The organism is Halovenus carboxidivorans (assembly GCF_009831575.1).
In the GTDB taxonomy this organism is placed as follows: domain Archaea; phylum Halobacteriota; class Halobacteria; order Halobacteriales; family Haloarculaceae; genus Halovenus; species Halovenus carboxidivorans.
Genome location: NZ_WUUT01000005.1, coordinates 285,579 through 304,654 on the forward strand (window position 1 = coordinate 285,579; position 19,076 = coordinate 304,654).

General features: G+C 62.7%; 23 protein-coding genes. 5 read left to right on the forward strand and 18 right to left on the reverse strand.

What is annotated here, in order from left to right; genetic code table 11:
* Positions 1–48: 48 nt before the first annotated feature.
* Entirely contained in the window at positions 49–918 is an 870-nt protein-coding gene (locus tag GRX03_RS13900; protein WP_159764808.1) for an SDR family oxidoreductase, read from the reverse strand.
* A gap of 88 nt (positions 919–1,006) precedes the next feature.
* Between GRX03_RS13900 and GRX03_RS13905 the strand changes: the two genes are divergently transcribed.
* The gene (locus tag GRX03_RS13905; RefSeq protein ID WP_368278477.1) at positions 1,007–1,558 is read left to right on the forward strand and encodes an HAD family hydrolase; all 552 of its coding nucleotides are present in this window, start codon (positions 1,007–1,009) and stop codon (positions 1,556–1,558) included.
* Positions 1,559–1,562: 4 nt separating this feature from the next.
* Here the strand turns inward: GRX03_RS13905 and GRX03_RS13910 are convergent, their stop codons facing one another.
* Both GRX03_RS13910 and GRX03_RS13915 read right to left on the reverse strand, forming a co-directional pair.
* Positions 1,563–1,763, reverse strand: coding sequence for a hypothetical protein (locus tag GRX03_RS13910; protein WP_159764810.1), 201 nt, complete (start codon positions 1,761–1,763; stop codon positions 1,563–1,565).
* 48 nt (positions 1,764–1,811) lie between these two features.
* Positions 1,812–2,492, reverse strand: a complete 681-nt coding sequence (locus GRX03_RS13915; RefSeq protein ID WP_159764811.1) for a DUF5806 family protein — start codon at positions 2,490–2,492, stop codon at positions 1,812–1,814.
* A gap of 93 nt (positions 2,493–2,585) precedes the next feature.
* On the opposite strand from GRX03_RS13915, the gene GRX03_RS13920 reads away from it, so the two are divergent.
* Both GRX03_RS13920 and GRX03_RS13925 read left to right on the forward strand, forming a co-directional pair.
* Positions 2,586–2,945, forward strand: coding sequence for a universal stress protein (locus GRX03_RS13920; protein WP_159764812.1), 360 nt, complete (start codon positions 2,586–2,588; stop codon positions 2,943–2,945).
* A complete protein-coding gene (locus GRX03_RS13925; RefSeq protein WP_159764813.1) occupies positions 2,942–3,463 on the forward strand; it encodes a GNAT family N-acetyltransferase in 522 nt (173 codons plus the stop codon). Before GRX03_RS13920 ends, GRX03_RS13925 begins: the two co-directional genes overlap by 4 nt.
* Positions 3,464–3,474: 11 nt before the next feature.
* On the opposite strand, the gene GRX03_RS13930 is transcribed toward GRX03_RS13925, so the two are convergent.
* Positions 3,475–3,924 (reverse strand): universal stress protein, encoded by a 450-nt coding sequence (locus tag GRX03_RS13930; protein ID WP_159764814.1) that lies wholly within the window; start codon positions 3,922–3,924, stop codon positions 3,475–3,477.
* Positions 3,925–4,044: 120 nt separating this feature from the next.
* On the opposite strand from GRX03_RS13930, the gene GRX03_RS13935 reads away from it, so the two are divergent.
* Positions 4,045–4,488 (forward strand): universal stress protein, encoded by a 444-nt coding sequence (locus GRX03_RS13935; protein WP_159764815.1) that lies wholly within the window; start codon positions 4,045–4,047, stop codon positions 4,486–4,488.
* Positions 4,489–4,535: 47 nt separating this feature from the next.
* The gene (locus tag GRX03_RS13940) at positions 4,536–5,612 is read left to right on the forward strand and encodes a DHH family phosphoesterase (protein WP_159764816.1); all 1,077 of its coding nucleotides are present in this window, start codon (positions 4,536–4,538) and stop codon (positions 5,610–5,612) included.
* 2 nt (positions 5,613–5,614) lie between these two features.
* Here GRX03_RS13940 and GRX03_RS13945 read toward each other — a convergent pair whose 3' ends face one another.
* The 14 genes from GRX03_RS13945 to GRX03_RS16935 form a co-directional block, all read right to left on the reverse strand.
* The gene (locus GRX03_RS13945) at positions 5,615–6,028 is read right to left on the reverse strand and encodes a DUF5807 family protein (protein ID WP_159764817.1); all 414 of its coding nucleotides are present in this window, start codon (positions 6,026–6,028) and stop codon (positions 5,615–5,617) included.
* 47 nt (positions 6,029–6,075) lie between these two features.
* Complete coding sequence (locus tag GRX03_RS13950) at positions 6,076–6,303, reverse strand: CDGSH iron-sulfur domain-containing protein (RefSeq protein ID WP_159764818.1); 228 nt, start codon at positions 6,301–6,303, stop codon at positions 6,076–6,078.
* Between the two features lie 53 nt (positions 6,304–6,356).
* Positions 6,357–8,108, reverse strand: a complete 1,752-nt coding sequence (flaJ, locus tag GRX03_RS13955) for an archaellar assembly protein FlaJ (protein WP_159764819.1) — start codon at positions 8,106–8,108, stop codon at positions 6,357–6,359.
* Positions 8,108–9,787 (reverse strand): type II/IV secretion system ATPase subunit, encoded by a 1,680-nt coding sequence (locus GRX03_RS13960; RefSeq protein ID WP_159764820.1) that lies wholly within the window; start codon positions 9,785–9,787, stop codon positions 8,108–8,110. Before GRX03_RS13960 ends, flaJ begins: the two co-directional genes overlap by 1 nt.
* 2 nt (positions 9,788–9,789) lie before the next feature.
* Positions 9,790–10,554, reverse strand: coding sequence for an ATPase domain-containing protein (locus GRX03_RS13965; protein WP_159764821.1), 765 nt, complete (start codon positions 10,552–10,554; stop codon positions 9,790–9,792).
* 166 nt (positions 10,555–10,720) lie between these two features.
* Complete coding sequence (locus GRX03_RS13970) at positions 10,721–11,920, reverse strand: FlaD/FlaE family flagellar protein (protein ID WP_159764822.1); 1,200 nt, start codon at positions 11,918–11,920, stop codon at positions 10,721–10,723.
* 74 nt (positions 11,921–11,994) lie between these two features.
* A complete protein-coding gene (locus tag GRX03_RS13975; protein ID WP_159764823.1) occupies positions 11,995–13,065 on the reverse strand; it encodes a hypothetical protein in 1,071 nt (356 codons plus the stop codon).
* 88 nt (positions 13,066–13,153) lie between these two features.
* The gene (locus GRX03_RS13980) at positions 13,154–13,918 is read right to left on the reverse strand and encodes an ATPase domain-containing protein (RefSeq protein ID WP_159764824.1); all 765 of its coding nucleotides are present in this window, start codon (positions 13,916–13,918) and stop codon (positions 13,154–13,156) included.
* 1 nt (position 13,919) lies between these two features.
* Complete coding sequence (locus tag GRX03_RS13985) at positions 13,920–15,269, reverse strand: FlaD/FlaE family flagellar protein (protein WP_159764825.1); 1,350 nt, start codon at positions 15,267–15,269, stop codon at positions 13,920–13,922.
* 150 nt (positions 15,270–15,419) lie between these two features.
* The gene (locus GRX03_RS13990) at positions 15,420–16,544 is read right to left on the reverse strand and encodes a rod shape-determining protein (protein ID WP_159764826.1); all 1,125 of its coding nucleotides are present in this window, start codon (positions 16,542–16,544) and stop codon (positions 15,420–15,422) included.
* 54 nt (positions 16,545–16,598) lie between these two features.
* Positions 16,599–17,072, reverse strand: coding sequence for a flagellar protein G (locus GRX03_RS13995; RefSeq protein WP_159764827.1), 474 nt, complete (start codon positions 17,070–17,072; stop codon positions 16,599–16,601).
* Position 17,073: 1 nt separating this feature from the next.
* Positions 17,074–17,538 (reverse strand): fla cluster protein FlaF, encoded by a 465-nt coding sequence (locus GRX03_RS14000; protein WP_159764828.1) that lies wholly within the window; start codon positions 17,536–17,538, stop codon positions 17,074–17,076.
* Positions 17,539–17,541: 3 nt separating this feature from the next.
* A complete protein-coding gene (locus GRX03_RS14005) occupies positions 17,542–18,936 on the reverse strand; it encodes a FlaD/FlaE family flagellar protein (protein WP_368278481.1) in 1,395 nt (464 codons plus the stop codon).
* Entirely contained in the window at positions 18,923–19,045 is a 123-nt protein-coding gene (locus tag GRX03_RS16935) for a hypothetical protein (protein ID WP_267902787.1), read from the reverse strand. Before GRX03_RS16935 ends, GRX03_RS14005 begins: the two co-directional genes overlap by 14 nt.
* Positions 19,046–19,076 lie beyond the last annotated feature (31 nt).

The window sequence follows — 19,076 nt, forward strand, 5'->3', positions numbered from 1 at the left end:
AACCCGTTAAGTGTGCTGGGTCGAGCGGACGGTCTCGAACGCCGGCGACTACTCCGGGCTCTCGTAGTCGGGGTTGGTCATCTGTGCGGACATCGGCGCGGGGTCGCCCTCGGTGAGGTTGTACTCAGAGAAGTCACGGACGCCGGCCTCCCAGAGCAGTTCCTCGTCGTAGACCGCGTTGCCGGTGAACTCGGCCGGATCGCGGCTGAGAATTTCGAGCACGGTGTCCGAGACGATCTGTGGAGTCCGCCAGTCGTCCTCGGTTCCCATCCCGAAGTACCGGGTCGCGCGCGTGTCGATCGCCGTCGCGGGCCAGAACGCGTTGCAGCCGATGTCGAAATTGCTGAGTTCGCCCGCCAGCGACAGCGTCATGAACGTCATCCCGAGTTTCGACCACGTGTACGGCCCGCTTCCGGGCGCGCGGTCGGTCTCGATCGGCGGGGCGTTCGTCAGGACCCACGTGTCCTTGTCTTCGATCTGTTTGAGGTGGTCGACGAAGTAGTGACAGGTGAGATACGTCCCGCGGACGTTGACATCGTTGAGCAGGTCGAAGCGGTTCGGCGGGAGATCCTCGATTTTCTCGGGCTGGATCGCACTGGCGTTGTTGATGACGATGTTGATCTCGCCGAAGTGATCGATTGCCTCCTCGACGGCGGCCTCGACGTTTTCCTCCTCGCGGACGTCGAGTTGGATCGGCAGCGCCTCGACACCGTGCTCCTCGGCCTCGCGGGCAGTCTGTTCGATAGAGCCGTCGAGGTCTTTCTCCTCCTTGTACTCGCCGCCCTCGCTCGTCTTGCCGGTCGAGACGATGTTGCACCCCTGTTTTGCGAGATCGAGCGCGATGGCCTTCCCGATACCGCGGGTCGTGCCTGTGATGAACGCTGTACTCCCGGAGAGATCTGGTTTATTGATACCCATCCCCAGGCGGTTTGATACCGACCCTCTTAAGCGTACCCGTATCCGGGTGACCGAAGCCCATTTGCTTGGCCTCGCCCTACACTGGTCCGTGACAGAGGAGTACGAGGCGGTCGTGTACGACCTCGACGGGACGCTCGCCCGCCTGGCGGTCGACTGGGAGCAGGTTCGTGACGATGTCGCCTCGAAGCTACGCGCCCGGGAGATCGATGTCGACGAGAAGAGCCTCTGGGAACTGTTCGAGTACGCCCACGGCGGTCCGCTCGAACGGACTGTCGAGGAGGCGATTCAGGACCACGAACGCGAGGGCGCACGCAGATCGGAACGGCTGGCGCTGGCAGACGAACTGCCGCTGGAGGTGCCGGTCGGCGTCTGTTCGCTCAACTGCGAGGCCGCCTGCCGGATCGCCCTGGAGATACACGGACTGGATCGACACGTCGAAGCCATCGTCGGTCGAGACAGCATCAGTGCCTACAAGCCGGATCCGGAACCACTTCTGGAGACGATCCGCTCGCTCGGAGTGGCACCGACGGAAGCGCTGTTCGTCGGGGACTCAGATAGCGACGAACTGGCGGCGGACCGTGCCGGCGTCGACTTCCAGTACGTCTCCGAACGGTTGGACGACGGCTGGTTTCGGCAGTAGGACCTCAGAGGTATCGGCGGGCCAGTTGGTGTGCTACCCCCGCCGGACCGAGCACCCAGAGGAGGACGAACCCGACCGTCTCCGTCGACGGGGCCGAACTGGAGAGCGCGCTGTAGTAAAACAGGGCCGCCGTCGCGACCGTACCGACGACCGCCGCGACGTACTCGGGGTCTCGCCACGATGTCGGAAAACTGCTGTCGGACATATCTCAGTGTTCACAGACAGAGACTTGGTAGTTTTCACAGGGGCCGACTCAGTTCTCGCTCGCGTCGAACTCGTGGCCGCATTCGGGACAGCAGACCTCGTCGTGACGGAGCGCGACGCTGTGTTCGCGTACGTCCCGCATCACCTCGGTGATCCGGTCCTCCGCTTCGAGCTCCTCCTCGACGGAGAGGTTCACTCCCTCGACTTCGAGCAGGAACTTCGCGACTTCGGTGGCCTCGTACATCACGTCGTCCAGTTCCTCTGCGGTGAAGAAGTCACACATCGCTCCGTAGAGGAAAGTCGCACCGGCCTTCCGGACCTTCTCCTCGAAGGAGTGGCGGGCCTGGTTGACCGCCTGTGGACTGTACGTGTCGGTCATGAAGGGGACGAGGTGCGGCAGGTTCTCACCGATTTTCGTCATCTCGACGCCTGTCTCCGTCCGAAAGTCAGCACAGAGGCGGGCAATCGCCCACTCCCGGGCGGTGATGTACGTGCGATCCCGGAGGAACTCGTTCGCCCTGTCGTAGGTGCTGCCGTCGATCTTCGAGAACTTCGTGTACGCCTGCACGTCCTCGGGAACGTCGGAGTCCGTGACCTCGTCGGTACCCTCCGATTCGTCGTCAACGAAGTCCTCGGCGTCGGGTGTGGGTCGAGACGGCTCACCTTCACCTCCGGCCTCGCGCCGGTCGTCCGACTCGGGGTCGGTTGGCTGTCCTGGGTTCTCGGCCATACAGATGGCTGGTACCCGCGGGTGAAAAACGTACCCGATCCCGTGACCCCTCCCGTCGCTGTTCTTTTATATACGGCGGTCGTCGCTGTAGATATGCGCGTCCTCGTTGGGATCGAAGACACCGACCACGGCATCAAGGCACTCGAATCCACAGTCGAACGTGCAAAACAGACGGGAGACGACCTGACTGTCGCCATCTACGCGACCGACGGTTCGATCGAGGAGACGGAATCGGCGGTCCGCGACCGGATCGAGACGCTCGACGTCGACTGTGCGGTCGAACGCATCGACTCGGACCCGGGAAGCAGGTTGGTCGAACTGGCGGAACGAGAGGAGTACGACCAGATCGTACTCTCGGGGGGACAGCGGAGTCCGCTGGGCAAGATCAAACTCGACGACGTACACGAGTTCGTCCTGCTCAACTCCCGAACTACGGTGAAACTCGTCAGATGAGCGTCGAATATCCGGACGAGCCGGTCGATGGCTTCCCGACCCCGCCGCGGACGGTGACGGACCGAGAGGGCCGCGAGATCGAACTCACGCGTGCCGACGGGGACACCGAGGATCTCGTCGAGATGTACCTCGACTTCGAGGAGGAGGACCGAGCGCAGGGAATCCCACCGACGAAAGAGCCGGATATCCGGGAGTGGCTCGACGCGGTGATGACCGACGACGGACTCAACGTGATCGCCCGAAACGAGGGCAACGCCGTCGGCCACGTGATGCTGGTCAGCGACAGCGACGGTGCCTACGAACTCGCGATCTTCGTCCTCCAGCCGTACCAGGGCGCGGGGATCGGGACCGCCCTCGTCGAGACGGCCCTCGGCGCGGCGGCGGAGGAGGGGATCGACCGCGTCTGGCTCTCAGTCGAACGCTGGAACAAGCCAGCGGTCAACCTCTACGAGAAGATCGGGTTCCAGTCCTGTGGCGGCGAACGGTTCGAGCGGATGATGGCGCTGCGACTCGCGTGACCGGCCGGCGGTCACACCGACAACACTGGCTGCTCGGCGTATTCGAGGACGTGCAGAGCGGCTTTCCCGAGGATCTCTTCCGGCGAGCCGTGTGCGGTGACCCGGGGAACGACCAGAAAGTCAGCGCCGAGGTTGTCAGCAACGGTCAGAATGACGCTACCGGGGGTCTGATCCAGCCTGTCGGCGGAGAAGCCGATAGCCCCTGACTGGGTGAGTTCGACCGATCCGTCTTCCGGGAGATGCTGGCGAGCGTGACCGGTGATCCACTGCTGGCGTTCTGCGACGGTGTCGCTGGCCAGGTCCCCGGCCTCCAGTCCGCGGACGATCCGCTGATCGATGACGTGGAGCAGGTGCAGATCCGCGTCGTATCGGGCTGCGACCTCGGCGGCGTACTCCGCGGCCTCGGCGGCCTCCTGCGTGTTGTCCGCGGCCGAGAGGACGAGATCGATATCGAGGGCCATAGGCGCTATTCCGGCGGGCGAGTAAAAAAGCCGCCGGTCAGTCCCGCCACGCGGGGAGGCGGTCCCGAGAGACTGCAACGAACCCGGCTGTTTTTTGTCCTGCCCGCCGATTGATGGGGTATGTTCGAGACTGTCGTGATCGCGACCGACGGCTCCGAGAGCGCCGAGCGGAGCGTTCGGGCGGCGGTCGACTTCGCCACCCGCTTCGACGCCGAGGTACACGCCCTCTACGTCGCCGACACCGACGAAATCGAGAACTCGCCAGCGGAGATCCGCGACGACCTCGAAACGGCGATCGAAGCGGCCGGCGACGAGGCCCTCTCGTTCGCACAGGAGCACGCGGAGGGCTCGATCCCGCTGACCACGGCCGTTCGAGAGGGCGACCCGGCGAGCGAGATTGTCGACTACGCCGACGAGATCGACGCCGACGTGATCGCGATGGGAACCCGTGGCCGCCACGGCGAGCACGCCTTCCTGCTCGGGAGCGTCGCGGAGGCGGTCGTGCGCACGGCACCCCAGCCGGTCCTGACGGTGCGACAGCTCGAAAGCACCGAAGCCGCCTGAGGCGGCGCGACCGGGCTCCTTTTGAGGGTTGCTCTGCTGGTGTGGGTATGGAAGATTGGCTGATCGATGACGACCGACTCTCGATCGGTCGGAAGTCTGTTCTCCCGGGCGAGGGGTTTTTCCGACCGGATTCGGTCGAAGCCGAACAGAAGGAGCGCGAAGCCGCCGAGACACTGAAAGACGCATCCGTGATCGTCGTGGCCGATCCGGACGCCGACGGACTCGCCTGTACCGCGCTCGTGCGCCTCGCCCACGGCGAGGGAGCGCTGTTACCGACCGGGCCGCACGAACTCGGAGAGTCCCTGGCGTGGATCGCCGAGTACGCCGATTCCGACGCGCAGTTGTTCATCTGCGATCTCTGCCCCGACAGCGAGGACGACATCGCCGACATCGGGGTTATCGACGATCATCTCGACGGCGTCACGTGGTACGACCACCACCAGTGGGACGACGACCTCGCCGCCGCGGTTCGGGACGCGGGTGTCGATCTGACCGTCGGCGAGTCCGAGGAGGTCTGCACGGCCGATGTCGCCCTGGCCGAACTCGACACGGAGTTCGAGGACAAGTACGCCGAACTCGCTGCCGTGACCCGGGACCACGATCTGTGGATCCGGGAGGACGAACGCTCCGACGACCTGGCCGATTACGCACACTGGGTCGAACCGGAGACCTACATCGAGACTGTCGTCGAACACGGGGCTGATCTCCCGCCGGAGGCCGAGGAGTTACTGGCGGAGCGCCGCGTCGAGAAGGAGGCGCTCATCGAGAAGGCCGTCGAACGCGCGGAGATCCGGGAGGTCGGACCGTGGACGGTCGGCGTCACATACGGCCGCTGTTCGCAAAACGAGGTCGCCGAGGCGATGCGCGAGCAGGGCACCGACGCGGCCGTCATCGTCAAACCGGCCGGATCGGCCTCGATCCGCGGGACAGAGGAGTTCCAGCGCTGTCACGAGGTGGCCGCACAGGTCAACGGCGGCGGTCATCCAAAGGCAGCGGGCTGCAAGCCCGACATCTACGACGACATGCTCGATTACGCACACCACTGGACGACCCACGGCGCGGTCGCAAAACAGGCAATTGTCGACGCCTTCCGACGGCTCGATCCCGAAGAGTCACCGGAGTAACTCTACTCGACAACCCACTTGTCGGAGTACCGAGCGCCGCAGTCGCAGGCGACGTAGGCGTGGATGACCGGGCCGTCGGCGTAGATGCCGCCGACTTCCTCGTTCTGTTCCTCGGCGAACGAGAAGATGAACTTCGGCGTGTGGTCGTCTCCGTCGGGGCAGGCCGCCGTGATGCAGTCCTCCGAGACCGTGCCGTCCCGTTTCATCGCCTCCTGTGCGAGTGCCATCGGATCGATCCCGGTCGCCTGCTGGAAGATCCCCCGCGCCTGATCACCGTCCATCAGGAGAACGATACCGTTTTCGACGCGCTCGCCGTGTGCTTCCAGCGCCTCCGCGTTCGAGACGCTCTCGTCGTGCAGAAAGATGTGGATGTCCGACGGCCGCTCCCCAGCCAGAAACGCCTCGCGATCACTCATGTCCCACCCTGCGATAGCCGGCGGAATAAGCCCTCTGGAATCGCCACTTACTCCTCCGCGTAGCGGATTTCCTCGATCTCTCTGCGGCGACCCTCGCCCTCGTACTTGTACACCACTCCGTCCTCCTCGTCGGCGACGGCTCTGTGTGAACCATCACAGAACGGCCGGTCATCTGACAGCCCACACTGGCAGATGTAGGCCTTCCCGTCGTCACCGAAGTCGTCTTCGTCGATCGGTTTCGGACCGGTCGCCTCGTGGGTGACCTCTCGTGCCATGCGAGGACATTGCTCGGGAGCGGGTTAAAAAGATCGGCCGCACGTCTCGGGATTCAGACCGCCAGGAAGGTGCTGACGACCACGCGAGTCAGGATGGCAGTGAGTGCGGCGATCCAGGACATCGCTACGAAGTGGAGGTAGGTGTTGATCTTGTGACCCCCGTCGACGGTCCGGATCATCAGCGCCGAAAGCATCGCCGAGAACATGATGACGACGACCAGCAGAAACTCGATCAGCGGGATGTTGTACATTTCGGTGTTGATGAGTTGGCCGGCGAACCCGCCAGCGTTGCCGATATTGATGTTCATGTTGCTGAGAATACGGACGACTTCCAGTCCGATGAAGAAGGCGAACGTCGCCGCCGCGGTGATCCCGTACAACAGCCCGATCAGCGTCGTCGCCGCCTGACTGCGCTGCTGACGGAGGCGGTTGACCTCGCTCATGTTCTCACCGATCAGTTCCCCGAGGATCTGCGGGTCACCGCCCATCTCCCGGCCGATCAGGTACATCTCACTGAACGTCTGGATCAGGTACGAACGACAGTCGGCGGTGAAGTACCGCCAGGCCTCGGCGGGTTCGATCCGCATGTTGAGCCGCTTGTACAGGTCGTCGATGTTCTCCGTCAGCGGCCCGAAGTCTTTCTCCCGCAGGGTGCGCAACACGTCGGAACTGGTCGACTGTTTGACCGACTCGGTCGTTCCGAGCGCCCGAATGAAACTCGGAAACTCGTCGTCTCGGGCCTTGACGAGTTTCTCCTGGCGATAGAGTACGATCCCCGGAATCAGAAGCGGGGTCACCGGGATCACCGCGTACAGCGGCAGCGGCATCGGAGTCCCGAAAAAGGGGATGAGCATCGAGATGCGGATCGGAAGGATCCCGAGCAGACCGCCGTAGGTGACGAACGTGACCAGCAGTGACAGCGCCACGCCGGTCCAGAAACTCGCCCTGATTCGAGGCTCTGCTTGGGAGGGCTTCTCCGGCGGGTGATACCACCGCGGGTCGTACGGCGAGAGCGAACGCAGGGCCATGTAGAACCCGCTCTGGATGAAGATGTACATCACGATGACGGCGCTGACGGTCATCGTCGGATCGGTCCCGGTCAGCACCGGCAACACGACCGCGAACACCAGCGCGAACGTCATCGACAGCACCATCGACAGGTAGAGGTCTTTCATCACGTCGAGATTGTTCAGCGTCGACTCGTAGACGGTCGAGTACTCCTGGATGATACTCTCCTGCTCGGTGAGCAGATACTCACGCAGGGACTGACCGGCGCTGATGGTGTACGCCAGACGCTCAAAAAAGTCAGCGACGGTGTCGCTCGGAACTTCCTGAGCGCGGCGACGGCAGGCGTCGTCGAGACTTTGGTTCCACGTGTCGACGAGTTCGACGACTCGGCCCATCTCCTTGGCGAGTTCGCCGTACTCCTCTTCCTGTGCCAGCGACCGGAAGACCTCCATCCGGTCGATTTTCGTGATAGCCAGCACCGTCATGTGCGTGACCATCAGGTGGAACTGGTTGTCGAGTTGGCGACGGCGCTGGCTGACGAGAATCTTCGGATAGAAGACCGCCGACGCGAACGCGAGCAGTCCCAAAAGCGGGATCGGCACGCGGACGACCAGCGGCTGGCCGGTCAAAAAGAAGGGCGCGGCAATCGTCACGAAGAAGAACGCGAGTGCCGGGACCAGAATGAACGTGATGTACTGGCCCATCGGCATCTGCATCCGGCGGTAGGACTCAAGCAGCGACTTGATGTTCTCCGTAACCGTCAGGTCAATCGCCGGATCCGCACTATCAGTAGCCATTAGTCTTGCCTGTAGATATCGAAGGGGAGTCCTTCGACACCGTCGCGCTGGAAGTCAGTTATCAGTTCGTTCACTTCGTGGTAGCCGACGATCCCCTCCTGGATCGCCCGCTCGATGATCCGGGCTCGGAAGTCCAGATCGTCGTAGATATCCCGGGTATCCTCGTAGCCGAGCAGGGTCGCAATCTGTTCTTCGAGGACGTAGGAGTTGTTCCGGCCCTGGAAGACGATTTCGTCCTCGACGGGATCCCAGTAGAACGCCTGGCGGGTGACGACGCCGTCCATCTCCTTGGAGTAGCCCTCGATCTCCTGCACCGAGGTGACGCGTCGGAGCACGTCGTCGCCCTGCTTGACTCGGTTCTGGAACAGCGCCACGTCGGCGTTGTCCATGAACGTCTCGGGGATGTTGATCGGGTCGCCGGTGAACCGCTGGATCATCGAGACGATATCGCTGGCGTGGAAGGTCAGCATGACGGGGTGACCGGTCTGTGCCGCCTGGAACGCCATCCGACCCTCCTCGCCACGAACCTCACCCACGATGATGTAGTCCGGGCGGGATCGGAGCGCGGCCGCGACCAGATCGAACATGGAAATCGAGGTCTCCTCGTCGTCACCCTCCCGGGTCAGCAGTTGCTGCCAGGTGTCGTGCGGCGGCATGACCTCGGCGGTGTCCTCCGCGGTGTAGATCTTCGCATCGCGGGGGATGAACGCCATGATCGAGTTCAGCGTCGTCGTCTTCCCGGAGGCCGTCTCACCGACGACGAAGACGGTCTGCTCGTTTTCGAGACAGAGCCAGAGGTACGCTGACAGTTCCGGACTGAGCGTGTTCCAGGCGGTAATCTGGAAGATCGACAGCGGCACCTCGTCGCCCTGACGGATCGTCAGCGAGGGGCCTTTCAGGCTCACGTCGTCGGAGTAGATGAGATTCAGACGCGACCCGTCCGGCAGCGTCGAGTCCACGATCGGATCGGAGTCACTCACCGGGTCGCCCATCCGCTCGCCCATGTTCTTGAGCCACTGGTCGAAGTGCTCGTCGCTCTCCCACTCGACGGTGGTCTCGATCATGCTGTAGACGGAGTGATCGGTGAAACACTGGTTCGGCCCGATCACGTGGATGTCCTCGTTCGCCGGGTCGCGCATAACTGGTTCGAGCGGCCCGAGGCCGACGATATCGCGGTTCAGCCGATACCGGATGTTCTCGTAGGTCTGCTCGGTGAGTTCGACCTTGCCCACGTCGGTGATGTTCTTCAGGCGGGTCAGGACGCCGCTGTCGGACTCCGATTCCGGCTCCTTGATCTTCGTCGTCTCCTCCATCAACTCCTCGATGCGGTCGTCGTACTCGGCCTCGTCCTGTGGGGCGGGTTTGGTGACACTGCGTTCGAGCAGTTTGTCCCGAACGCGGTTGAAGACGGACCACTCGTCGTCCGAGAGGTCCGGCTCGATGACGTAGTATTTCATGTCCTGTCCCACGTCGCCGTAGATGTGGCAGTAGATCGGCCCCCCGACCGGGTAGAGCACGTTCGGCCGATCCGACTCGTACTCGTCGTCGGCCTCCTCGATGAACAGCGGGAACTCCCCCGTGATCTGTTTGAACTTCATCAGGTGCTCACGCAGGTGGGGCCGACGGGCCGCGTGTTGCCTGAGTTCGTCCGAAGGAGTTGGCTGTCCGTGCTCTGTCATAGTTATGCCACGCTACGAGATTCGATAACGATGCCGGTCCCCTGTCGGACCGAGAAACCGATCGTGTCACCGACCTGCTCGCCCATCCCCGCGAACCGCAACACGTTGATCTGCCGGCGCACCTCGTTGCCCACTTCCACCATCTCCAGTTCGATGAACACGTCCGCAATCGACCGGAACGGTCCGAGTGCCTCTTCGTCTAGCGTCGTCGGGTCCACCGTCAGGATGATCACTTTCCCTTCGGAGATGATATCGCGGAAGAAGGAGATGATCTCCAGGGCCGCCTGGCGCTCCTCGTTCTCCCGGACCAAGGCCTCGAACTTCGGATCGTTACGCAAAATCGCGTCGAAGGTGTCGATGATAACCACGTCCGAGTCCCACATCACCTCCGCCTCCATCAGTCGGCGTAGCAACTCTTTGCGGTCGTCTTCCTCGTCGTCCATCGTGAACGTGTTTTTGGAATCGCCGATCGCGGCGTGGAGATAGAGAATGTTCTCGTCGAGCATGTGATCGACCATGCCGTAGTCCAGCGAGTGCATCTGCTCTAAAAACGAACCGACGGTCAGTTCCGTCGACAGCAGCGTCACCATGGTCCCCTCTTCGCAGAGACCGTAGGAGAAGCGCTGGCTCATCGCGGACTTGCCGGCCCCGTACTCGCCTTCGATCAGAACGATACTTCCGGGGGGCAGACCGCCACCGAGTTCCTTGTTCAGCCGGTCCCGTTCACCGAGTCCGATCGAATACAGGTCCTGTTGTGCCAGACTCATGCTATCTCCTCCGTTCGCGTCAGATCAACCGAACAGTCGGTGCCTGCTGTCGTTGCGGCGCGCTGTCTGAGCGGACAGTTAGAGAGGTGTCCCGATAACCGTGTTGGCCGACTCCGCGGCCGCCGGGGTCGGCTATCCGGGCGCTGTCCACGCGCGATCAGAGACGTCACAGCGGCTCACCTCCGCCAAAGACGGCCGTTTGCTGTGCGGCGTCACCTCCGTTGAGTTGGTCGATGTATTCGAGGCTCTGTCGGTGGTGGTCGACCGAGAGCGATCCGCGCTCGCCGCTCTCGAACTTGTCGAGGTGCGCCTCGAGCTGGTCTGCCACCGGCTCGGTGATCCAGTCGATAGTTTCGTAGTACCGGACCGCCTCCGAAGCACCCCGGGAACCGAGCTCGTCGACGAGATATTCGAGCCACTCGATGACGACCAGATCACCGGTGAGGCCGTCCGGGACCTGGGTCAGATACGGTTTGCCGGATTCCGGCGAGGACGTATCTGTCGTCTGCTCGGTTTCGGACCGTTGGCTCACAGACGATTCAGAGACGGTTTGTTCGGCCGCAGGCTCCCTCGGGTCTTCGACGGTGTCGTCGAACAACTCGTCGTCCCCGATGTCGTCGGCCGTATCGGTCGTGTCACTCGCGACCTCCTCGTCCTCGAACTGGGCTGCCGTATCGTCGGTGTCACCGACCTCCTCGAACTCGGCTTCGTCGTCGAGTTCGCCTTCGATGTCGTCGAACTCCGCCTCGTCGTCGAGCTCGCCACCCACCTCCTCGAACGCTTCGTCGTCTGCGTCCGTGGACGACTCCTGGAAGGCGTCGCCCATCTCGGCATCGACCTCTTCCTCACCGCCGTCTGGGTCCTCCTCGACGAGGTCGTCGTCGAAAAAGCCCTCGGCGTCGGCCTCGGCGATGTCCTCGTCGACGTCCTCCTCTTCCTGCTCCTCGTCGTCGGTAAACAGACCGAAGGAACTGTCCTGTGCCTCCATCTGGCCGCCGCCCATCCCCATCCCGGCGTCCATCTCGTCGGCGAAGGGATTGACGCCCCGGGTCACCATCTCGTAGATGTCCAGCAGTTTCCGGACGTTCTCTTCGACCTCTTCGACGCTGTTGGAGATCTGCTCGTTCTCGTTGCGAACGGTGTTCACCGTCGAGGAGAGACTGCCGACCTCGTTTTCCAGTTCGTCCAGCCGGTGTTCCAGTTCGTCGACGTTCCCGCCGCCACCGCCGGCCATCTCGTCGCCGCCCTCCATCTCGTCGAACCCGTCGTCTAATCCGCCCAACTCCTCGTCGCCTTCGAGACCGCCGAGGTCGTCCCCGCCCTCGTCCAGATCGCCCAACCCGCCGAGGTCGTCGCTACCACTCATTGTGAGCCATATTCGCCAGTCTGCCTATTCAATCCACCGTTTGTGATATCAAACGTGATAATAGTTTGGGGCCGTCAGCCGACGAATCGCGTCGCGATACGGTGAGCCCCGAGCGTTGCAGCGATATCGGGGCGCTGGGGAGCGGTGACAGTCAGGTCCTCGTCGACGACCGACCTCACCCGGCGCTGGAACTCCGCGACGAGACCTGGGATACAGGCCATGCCGCCGGTGAGGACGATTGGCTGGTCGAGCGCGAGCCGATGGACCCGGTGGTACTGGCTCGACAGTGCCGGGAGAAACTCGCCGGCGAAAATATCGACGACTCCGTCGAGATACTCCTCGACGGGATCCATGATCGACCGCTCGATAGTGAATTCGTGTCGACCGCCGCCGGGTTGCTGGATGACGTCCGTCACGGGCTCGAACGACTCGAAATCGGCGTGTTGCTCTTTGTACTCCCGGGCGGTGTTGATGTCGATGTGCACCCGGCTCTGTGTCTCGTTTTCGACGTTGCTGATGATCTTCCGGTCGACCTCGTTTCCGGTGGTCCGCCCGCTCCGGTAGGGGGCGATCTGTTCGCCGCGGCGAAAGGCGGCGGCCTCGACGTGTGTCGCGCCGAGATTCATCGCCGCGAAGACCTGCTCGATGGCTTCCAATCCCTCGCCCAGCGCCGGAATGGCGCCGCAGAGCATCTCAGGATAGCGTTCGATGCCGACCTGACCGATCGGACTCTGTTCGATCACCCGCCGGAGGTTCGCCTGGCCGGCCTCGTCGTCGCTCATCGGAGTGACGTAGACGACGGCACTGTGTTCGGGCACGTCGTGTGACGCCACGACTGCATCGAAAAACTGACTCGTGAGTTCAGTCTGTCGGCCGGCGTCGGGAAGTCCGGATCGGAGCGGAAACTCCACGCTCTCGGGATACTCCGCGGCTGCGTCGTCGCCGTAGGCGTACTTCGTCTCGCCCGTGATCGGATTCTCGTACTCTGCCAGACAGGTCAGCGTCTGGACGACCTGGACTCCGGAGCCGTCGGGTGCGGGAAACGCGATAACCGTCCGCGTTGACCCGATTTTGACGCCGACAGGCACTGGCGAACCGCCGTCCGTGACGGCATCGTCCGACCCGTGGTCGGCGCCTCGATACATATCTCTCCGTTCTCCGTACTCGGACATATAACAACCGGAACCCGACGGAGAGTATCAGTCGGCAATCAGTTCGTTCGAGAATCTCCGGTTACGCCACACTACGAGATTCGATAACGATGCCGGTCCCCTGTCGGACCGAGAAACCGATCGTGTCACCGACCTGCTCGCCCATCCCCGCGAACCGCAACACGTTGATCTGCCGGCGCACCTCGTTGCCCACTTCCACCATCTCCAGTTCGATGAACACGTCCGCAATCGACCGGAACGGTCCGAGTGCTTCCTCATCCAGCGTCGTCGGATCGACGGTGAGAATGATCACTTTCCCTTCGGAGATGATATCGCGGAAGAAAGAGATGATCTCCAGGGCCGCCTGGCGCTCCTCGTTCTCCCGGACCAAGGCCTCGAACTTCGGATCGTTACGCAAAATCGCGTCGAAGGTGTCGATGATAACCACGTCCGAGTCCCACATCACCTCCGCCTCCATCAGTCGGCGTAGCAACTCTTTGCGGTCGTCTTCCTCGTCGTCCATCGTGAACGTGTTTTTCGAGTCGCCGATGGCCGCATGCAGGTAGAGGATGTTCTCGTCGAGCATGTGATCGACCATGCCGTAGTCCAGCGAGTGCATCTGCTCTAAAAACGAGCCGACGGTCAGTTCCGTCGACAGCAGTGAGACCATCGTTCCTTCCTCACAGAGACCGTAGGAGAAGCGCTGGCTCATCGCGGACTTGCCGGCCCCGTACTCGCCTTCGATCAAGACGATGCTTCCGGGGGGCAGACCGCCACCGAGTTCCTTGTTCAGCCGGTCCCGTTCACCGAGTCCGATCGAATACAGGTCCTGTTGTGCTAAGCTCATGTCAGTCCTCGCTCGCGTGCTTCAGCTCTTCGACGTAATCGAGGCTCCGAAGGTGGTGTTCGACAGAGAGGTCTTCCTGCGAAGCCTCCTCGAAAGCATCGAGATACTCGTCCAGTTCGGCAACGGCGTCCTCGGTTAGCCAGCCGATTGTCTCGTAGTAGTCGAGCGCTCTGAGCGTGCCGTGGATGCCGACCTCCTCCACCAGGTATTCGAGCCACTCGACGGTCATGACCTCCGTCGAGAAGCCCTCCGGGAGCGAGTCGACGTAGGGCTTGCCCTCGCTGAGGTCACCGCCGGGCGCGGACTCCGTCGCAGGCTGGACTACAGACGGCTGTTCCTCGACTGCCTCCGGTTCGACATCCGGTTCGGCACGCTCCCGTTCGGCGGCCACGTCGGCCGGTTCGTCGGTGGCTGTCGCCGGCTCAGTACTCGACTCTGCGGTCTGCGGCGTTTCCGTACTCGGCTCGGCGCTCTCCGGGGGTTCGATCAGTTGTCCTCCGTCGCTGGCGGCCGGTGCGGTGGACTCCCCGCCCGCGTCGATCATCTCCTCGGTGCCGAACTCCGGTTCGGGCCCCTCGGATTCGGGCGCCGCCTCGGAGTCGGACTCGAAGGAGGTCTCGAAAGCGCCGTCGTCGACTTCCTCGACCGCTTCGACGGCCTCGTGTTCGTCGTCCTCCCGTTCGGTCTGCTCGGCCTGCTTGCGCTGCTGGAAGGCGTCGTCCGGTTCGCCGCCCGAATCGACGACCTCCTCGACGCTGTCGACACAGTGCTCCTCTCTGATCTCCGCCCCCTCGCTGTCGAACAGGTCGGCGGCGCTGTCGTCTGCGACATCCGTTTCGATCTCCTCGATCTCGTCCTCCTTCTCGAACTGCTCGTCTCCCGGGCTTTCGTGGGCTACGGCCGCCGTTTCGGGCTCCGCGTCACCGGCGAAGGGGTTGACACCACGGGTTGCCATGCGGTAGAGATTCAGGAGTCGACCGGTGTTCTCCTCGATATCGGTGACGCTCTCGGAGATCTGTTCGTTCTCGTTGCGGACAGTCTTGACCGTCGAAGAGAGGCTATCGACTTCGTTCTCCAGTTCGTCCAGCCGGTGTTCGAGTTCTTCGTCCCCGGACGCTTCGGACCGATCTCTCGTCGCGTTTTCGGCCGCCTTGCGCTCCGGTTCTGCGTCGGCGAATCCGGTCGTTCCGCCGTCGCTGATCGGCTCGCCGCCTCCGTCGTCGGTCGAGACTGCTCCCCGCAGGACAAAAACGGCCCCCAGCAAGGCAACGACGGCGACTGCGACGGCCGCTGCCGCCGCCGGACCCTGCAGGAGAGACTGCAGGCTGGTCGCGAGGACAGTCGTACTCATAGATGTTATGTGAAGGATAACACTTTTTAATCTACCGTCTCCGGTCTCATAGTTGATACTATCGGCTCTCGCCGGAGTAGCGTCCGCAAAATGGCCGGAACTGCTCGGACAGTCGGTGAAACTGCGGCAGAGTGCCGATTCTTGACCTCGTTACTGGGTTTCAGCGAGCTGTGCGGCGATCCGCTGAGCGCCGATCGTCGCCGCGAGGTCGGCTCGGTCCGGCGCGATAGCGTTGATTTCGCGGCCGAGTTCCTCGCTGGCGCGCTCCTCGAACTCCTCGACGATGCCGGGGATACAAGCCATCCCGCCCGTGAGGACAATCGGCTGATCGAGGGCGAGCTGATAGACCTTCATGTGGTCGTTCGCCAGCTGTGAGAGGAAGGTGTTGGCGAACTCCTCGACGACGTCGTCGAGGTACTCGTCGACGGCCTCCATCACGGACCACTCGATTGTGAACTCGTGGCGGCCGCCGCCGGGCTGCTGGATGATGTCCGTGAAGGGTTCGAACTCGTCGAAATCGGCGTGTTGCTCCTTGTACTCCCGGGCGGTGTTGGTGTCGATGTTGACCCGGCCCTGGGTCTCCTCCTCGACGTAGTTCGCGATTGCCCGGTCGACCTCGTTTCCGGTCACGGCACCGGTCCGGAACGGCGAAAGTTGCTCGCCGCGGCGGTACGCAGAGGCTTCGAGGTTCGTCGACCCGAGGTTGAGCGCGACGAAAATCTCCTCGACGGCTTCGAGTTCGTTGCCGACTGCCGGAATCGCGCCACAGAGCGATTCTGGGTAGCTCTCGATCAGTCGGTTGCCGATGTCACTCTGCTCGATGACCTCTCGGAGGTTCTCGATCCCGGCGGGGTTGTTGATCGTCGGGACCGCGTAGACGACGACGCTGTCCTCGGGAATGTCGTGAGAGTCGATAACCGAATTGAAGAACTGTTTCGTTAGTTCGGCGCGGTCCTCGTCTTCCGGCAGGCCCGACCGGAGCATGTACTGGACCTTGTCCGGGTACTCCGTCGCTGCCTCCTCGCCGTAGAGATACTTCGTTTCCCCCGTCAGCGGATCCTCGTACTCGGCCAGACAGGTCAGCGTCTGGATGGTCCGGAGTCCGGCCCCGGTCTCGGACGGGAGCGCGATCACGGTTCGGGTGCTCCCCAGTTTGACCCCGATCGGTGTCGCGCTTCCACCCGACGACGCGCTTCCGACGTTCCCTGCGGACTCGGCGCTCTCTTCGCTTTCCGGTTGGCTCTCCTCGGCTTCTGCGTCTGCCTCGTTGCTCATACGAGCGGCCATTGAATGCGCTGAAATATATAAGAACCGGTCGTCGCAACTGCGTTACTGCTCCCAGACGAACACGTCCTCGCCGCCCTGGACTCTGACCTGAGCGCGGTTCTCACCCGGGTCGTTGATCGTGACATCGCTCACGTCGACCACAATCTCGACCACTTCGCCCTCGCTCCAGACTTCCGCACCCTCGAGTAGTGTGATCCGACCGGAGCCGATTCCCGTCACGAACTGGCCATTTATGAGGACATCGATGTCCTCTGGCTGTGTCGATAACTCCGAACTGCCGGTGTTTTTGACGTACAGCGTGACGTTGGTCGTGCTGCCGCTGCTGTTCGTCGAGGTTGCGCCGGCGTCGTTGATGATCGAGATGTCGGAACGGATCTCGTCGCTGGTCGAGAAGCCCTGATCCTCGATTGCGCGGCTGATGTCGTCGACGGTCGTCGTCAGGAGACCGGCGACTGAACCCGCGACGAGCATCGCCGCGATGAAGATGATCAGATGGGAGACTGAGACGCTCGCCATGTTAGTTCACCACCCTGATCTGTTCGGTAGCCGCCACTTCGTTCACCGTGACGAGTTTCGCCGTATCTCCGTCTGCCGGGGTCGCCGGCAGGTCGTTGTCACCGATCGTGAGCGTGAGTTGTTCCTGGGGCGCCCAGAGTTCGTCCGCCGGCGAGTCCGTAATGCTGACGTTTGCCTGCCCGAACCCCGTGTAGTTACCACTCACCAGCAGCGAGAGTTCGAGCGGTTGGAGCGGTTCTGCTCCCGTGTTGTTCGCGATGATAGTCAGTTCACCCTGAGTTGAGTTGTACTCCGCTGTCGTGATGTTGATCGCGGTGTTCAGCGTCTCCACGTTTCCCTCCTGTGTTTCGACCTGTGCCTCCTGTACCTGCTCGACTGCCCCCATCGTGGCCGAGTAGAAGGTTCCGAAGGCGATCAGGAACGCGACGAAGAGAAGGGCTGTGGCACCACTGACGCTGAACCCCATGTGTTAGTGCTGTCGCCCTCCGATCGAGTCCAGTCCGGAGGTAGCCGAGACGGTTCCGTTGAGTTGGTTGATGTACTCGAGGCTCTGCTTGTGGTGATCGATCACGAGCGAGCCACGTCCGGTCTCCTGAAATCCACTCAGATACGCGTCCATCTCGTCCGCAACATCTTCGCTGATCCAGCCGACTGACTCGTAGTAGTCGATCGCTTTCGATGTCTCTCGAATGCCCGCCTGGTTCACCAGGAATTCGAGCCACTCGACGACGATCACGTCCGAACCGTAGCCTTCGGGAAGGCTGGCGATGTACGGTTTCCCGTCGGTCGAACTGCTCGCGGTCGACTCGCTTGTTGTCGTCTCTGTCGCCCCGCCGGCGGTCGTCGTCTGCGTCGACTGGGTTTCCGTCGCCTTCTGCTGGGCCGTTTCCTGCGTGGCTGTCTCTGCCGGCGTCTCCTCGACGGTCTCGTCGAAGAGGTCGTCGTCACCGAGGTCGTCTCCAGATTCCTCGACGCCTGCATCCGCGTCCATCTCTTCGAGACCCCCAGCCGCTTCGGCGTTGCCGACCTCCTCGAACCCGTCGTCGAGGCCATCGTCCATCTCCTCGAACCCGTCGTCGTCGAGACCGTCGTCGTCGAGGTCGCCCTCGTCGTCCCAGTCGGCTTCTCCGGACTCGTACTCGTCTTTGAGGTCCTCGAAGGACGTGCCGCCACCGCTGTCGTCGGAGGAACTCTCGGGTTCGTCGTCGACACCACCCATCCCGCCGAGATCGTCGGCGCCTTCGTCTTCCTCCTCGACGAGGTCGTCGTCGAAAAAGCCCTCGGCGTCGGCCTCGGCGATGTCCTCGTCGACGTCTTCCTCTTCCTGCTCCTCGTCGTCGGTGAACAGGCCAAACGAGCCGTCTTGACCCTCCATCTGGCCGCCGCCCATCCCCATCCCGGCGTCCATCTCGTCGGCGAAGGGATTGACGCCCCGGGTCACCATCTCGTAGATGTCCAGCAGTTTCCGGACGTTCTCTTCGACCTCTTCGACGCTGTTGGAGATCTGCTCGTTCTCGTTGCGAACGGTGTTCACCGTCGAGGAGAGACTGCCGACCTCGTTTTCCAGTTCGTCCAGCCGGTGTTCCAGTTCGTCGACGTTCCCGCCGCCACCGCCGGCCATCTCGTCGCCGCCCTCCATCTCGTCGAACCCGTCGTCTAGCCCACCGAGATCACCGCCGTCGTCATCGAGGTCACCGAGTCCGCCCAAATCGTCGCCACCGCCGCCGTCCATCTGGCCGCCGCCGTCGTCGGCCATCAGTCCGCCGCCACCGCCGCCGAGGTCGTCCCCACCGCCGTCGAGGGTCTCGCCGCCCTCTTCGTCCTCGTCGGCCATGATCGAATCGACCATATCACGGATGCTCACAGCAACCACCTCCGCTGACCGTCGTTCGGCGCGAGCGAGTCAGCGTCGACGCTCGCACGCCCCGGACGGACAGAAAGCTAGTTGTCGCGCTGTCTGACCCACTCATCATACATCAGGATCAGTGCTTACGCTCTTGAATG

Excerpts from the sequence above, each read along its gene's own strand:
- GRX03_RS13900 (WP_159764808.1), bottom strand. The coding sequence starts at position 918 with ATGGGTATCAATAAACCAGATCTCTCCGGGAGTACAGCGTTCATCACA.
- GRX03_RS13910 (WP_159764810.1), bottom strand. The coding sequence starts at position 1,763 with ATGTCCGACAGCAGTTTTCCGACATCGTGGCGAGACCCCGAGTACGTC.
- GRX03_RS13915 (WP_159764811.1), bottom strand. The coding sequence starts at position 2,492 with ATGGCCGAGAACCCAGGACAGCCAACCGACCCCGAGTCGGACGACCGG.
- GRX03_RS13920 (WP_159764812.1), top strand. The coding sequence starts at position 2,586 with ATGCGCGTCCTCGTTGGGATCGAAGACACCGACCACGGCATCAAGGCA.
- GRX03_RS13925 (WP_159764813.1), top strand. The coding sequence starts at position 2,942 with ATGAGCGTCGAATATCCGGACGAGCCGGTCGATGGCTTCCCGACCCCG.
- GRX03_RS13930 (WP_159764814.1), bottom strand. The coding sequence starts at position 3,924 with ATGGCCCTCGATATCGATCTCGTCCTCTCGGCCGCGGACAACACGCAG.
- GRX03_RS13935 (WP_159764815.1), top strand. The coding sequence starts at position 4,045 with ATGTTCGAGACTGTCGTGATCGCGACCGACGGCTCCGAGAGCGCCGAG.
- GRX03_RS13940 (WP_159764816.1), top strand. The coding sequence starts at position 4,536 with ATGGAAGATTGGCTGATCGATGACGACCGACTCTCGATCGGTCGGAAG.
- GRX03_RS13945 (WP_159764817.1), bottom strand. The coding sequence starts at position 6,028 with ATGAGTGATCGCGAGGCGTTTCTGGCTGGGGAGCGGCCGTCGGACATC.
- GRX03_RS13950 (WP_159764818.1), bottom strand. The coding sequence starts at position 6,303 with ATGGCACGAGAGGTCACCCACGAGGCGACCGGTCCGAAACCGATCGAC.
- flaJ (WP_159764819.1), bottom strand. The coding sequence starts at position 8,108 with ATGGCTACTGATAGTGCGGATCCGGCGATTGACCTGACGGTTACGGAG.
- GRX03_RS13960 (WP_159764820.1), bottom strand. The coding sequence starts at position 9,787 with ATGACAGAGCACGGACAGCCAACTCCTTCGGACGAACTCAGGCAACAC.
- GRX03_RS13965 (WP_159764821.1), bottom strand. The coding sequence starts at position 10,554 with ATGAGTCTGGCACAACAGGACCTGTATTCGATCGGACTCGGTGAACGG.
- GRX03_RS13970 (WP_159764822.1), bottom strand. The coding sequence starts at position 11,920 with ATGAGTGGTAGCGACGACCTCGGCGGGTTGGGCGATCTGGACGAGGGC.
- GRX03_RS13975 (WP_159764823.1), bottom strand. The coding sequence starts at position 13,065 with ATGTATCGAGGCGCCGACCACGGGTCGGACGATGCCGTCACGGACGGC.
- GRX03_RS13980 (WP_159764824.1), bottom strand. The coding sequence starts at position 13,918 with ATGAGCTTAGCACAACAGGACCTGTATTCGATCGGACTCGGTGAACGG.
- GRX03_RS13985 (WP_159764825.1), bottom strand. The coding sequence starts at position 15,269 with ATGAGTACGACTGTCCTCGCGACCAGCCTGCAGTCTCTCCTGCAGGGT.
- GRX03_RS13990 (WP_159764826.1), bottom strand. The coding sequence starts at position 16,544 with ATGAGCAACGAGGCAGACGCAGAAGCCGAGGAGAGCCAACCGGAAAGC.
- GRX03_RS13995 (WP_159764827.1), bottom strand. The coding sequence starts at position 17,072 with ATGGCGAGCGTCTCAGTCTCCCATCTGATCATCTTCATCGCGGCGATG.
- GRX03_RS14000 (WP_159764828.1), bottom strand. The coding sequence starts at position 17,538 with ATGGGGTTCAGCGTCAGTGGTGCCACAGCCCTTCTCTTCGTCGCGTTC.
- GRX03_RS16935 (WP_267902787.1), bottom strand. The coding sequence starts at position 19,045 with ATGATGAGTGGGTCAGACAGCGCGACAACTAGCTTTCTGTCCGTCCGG.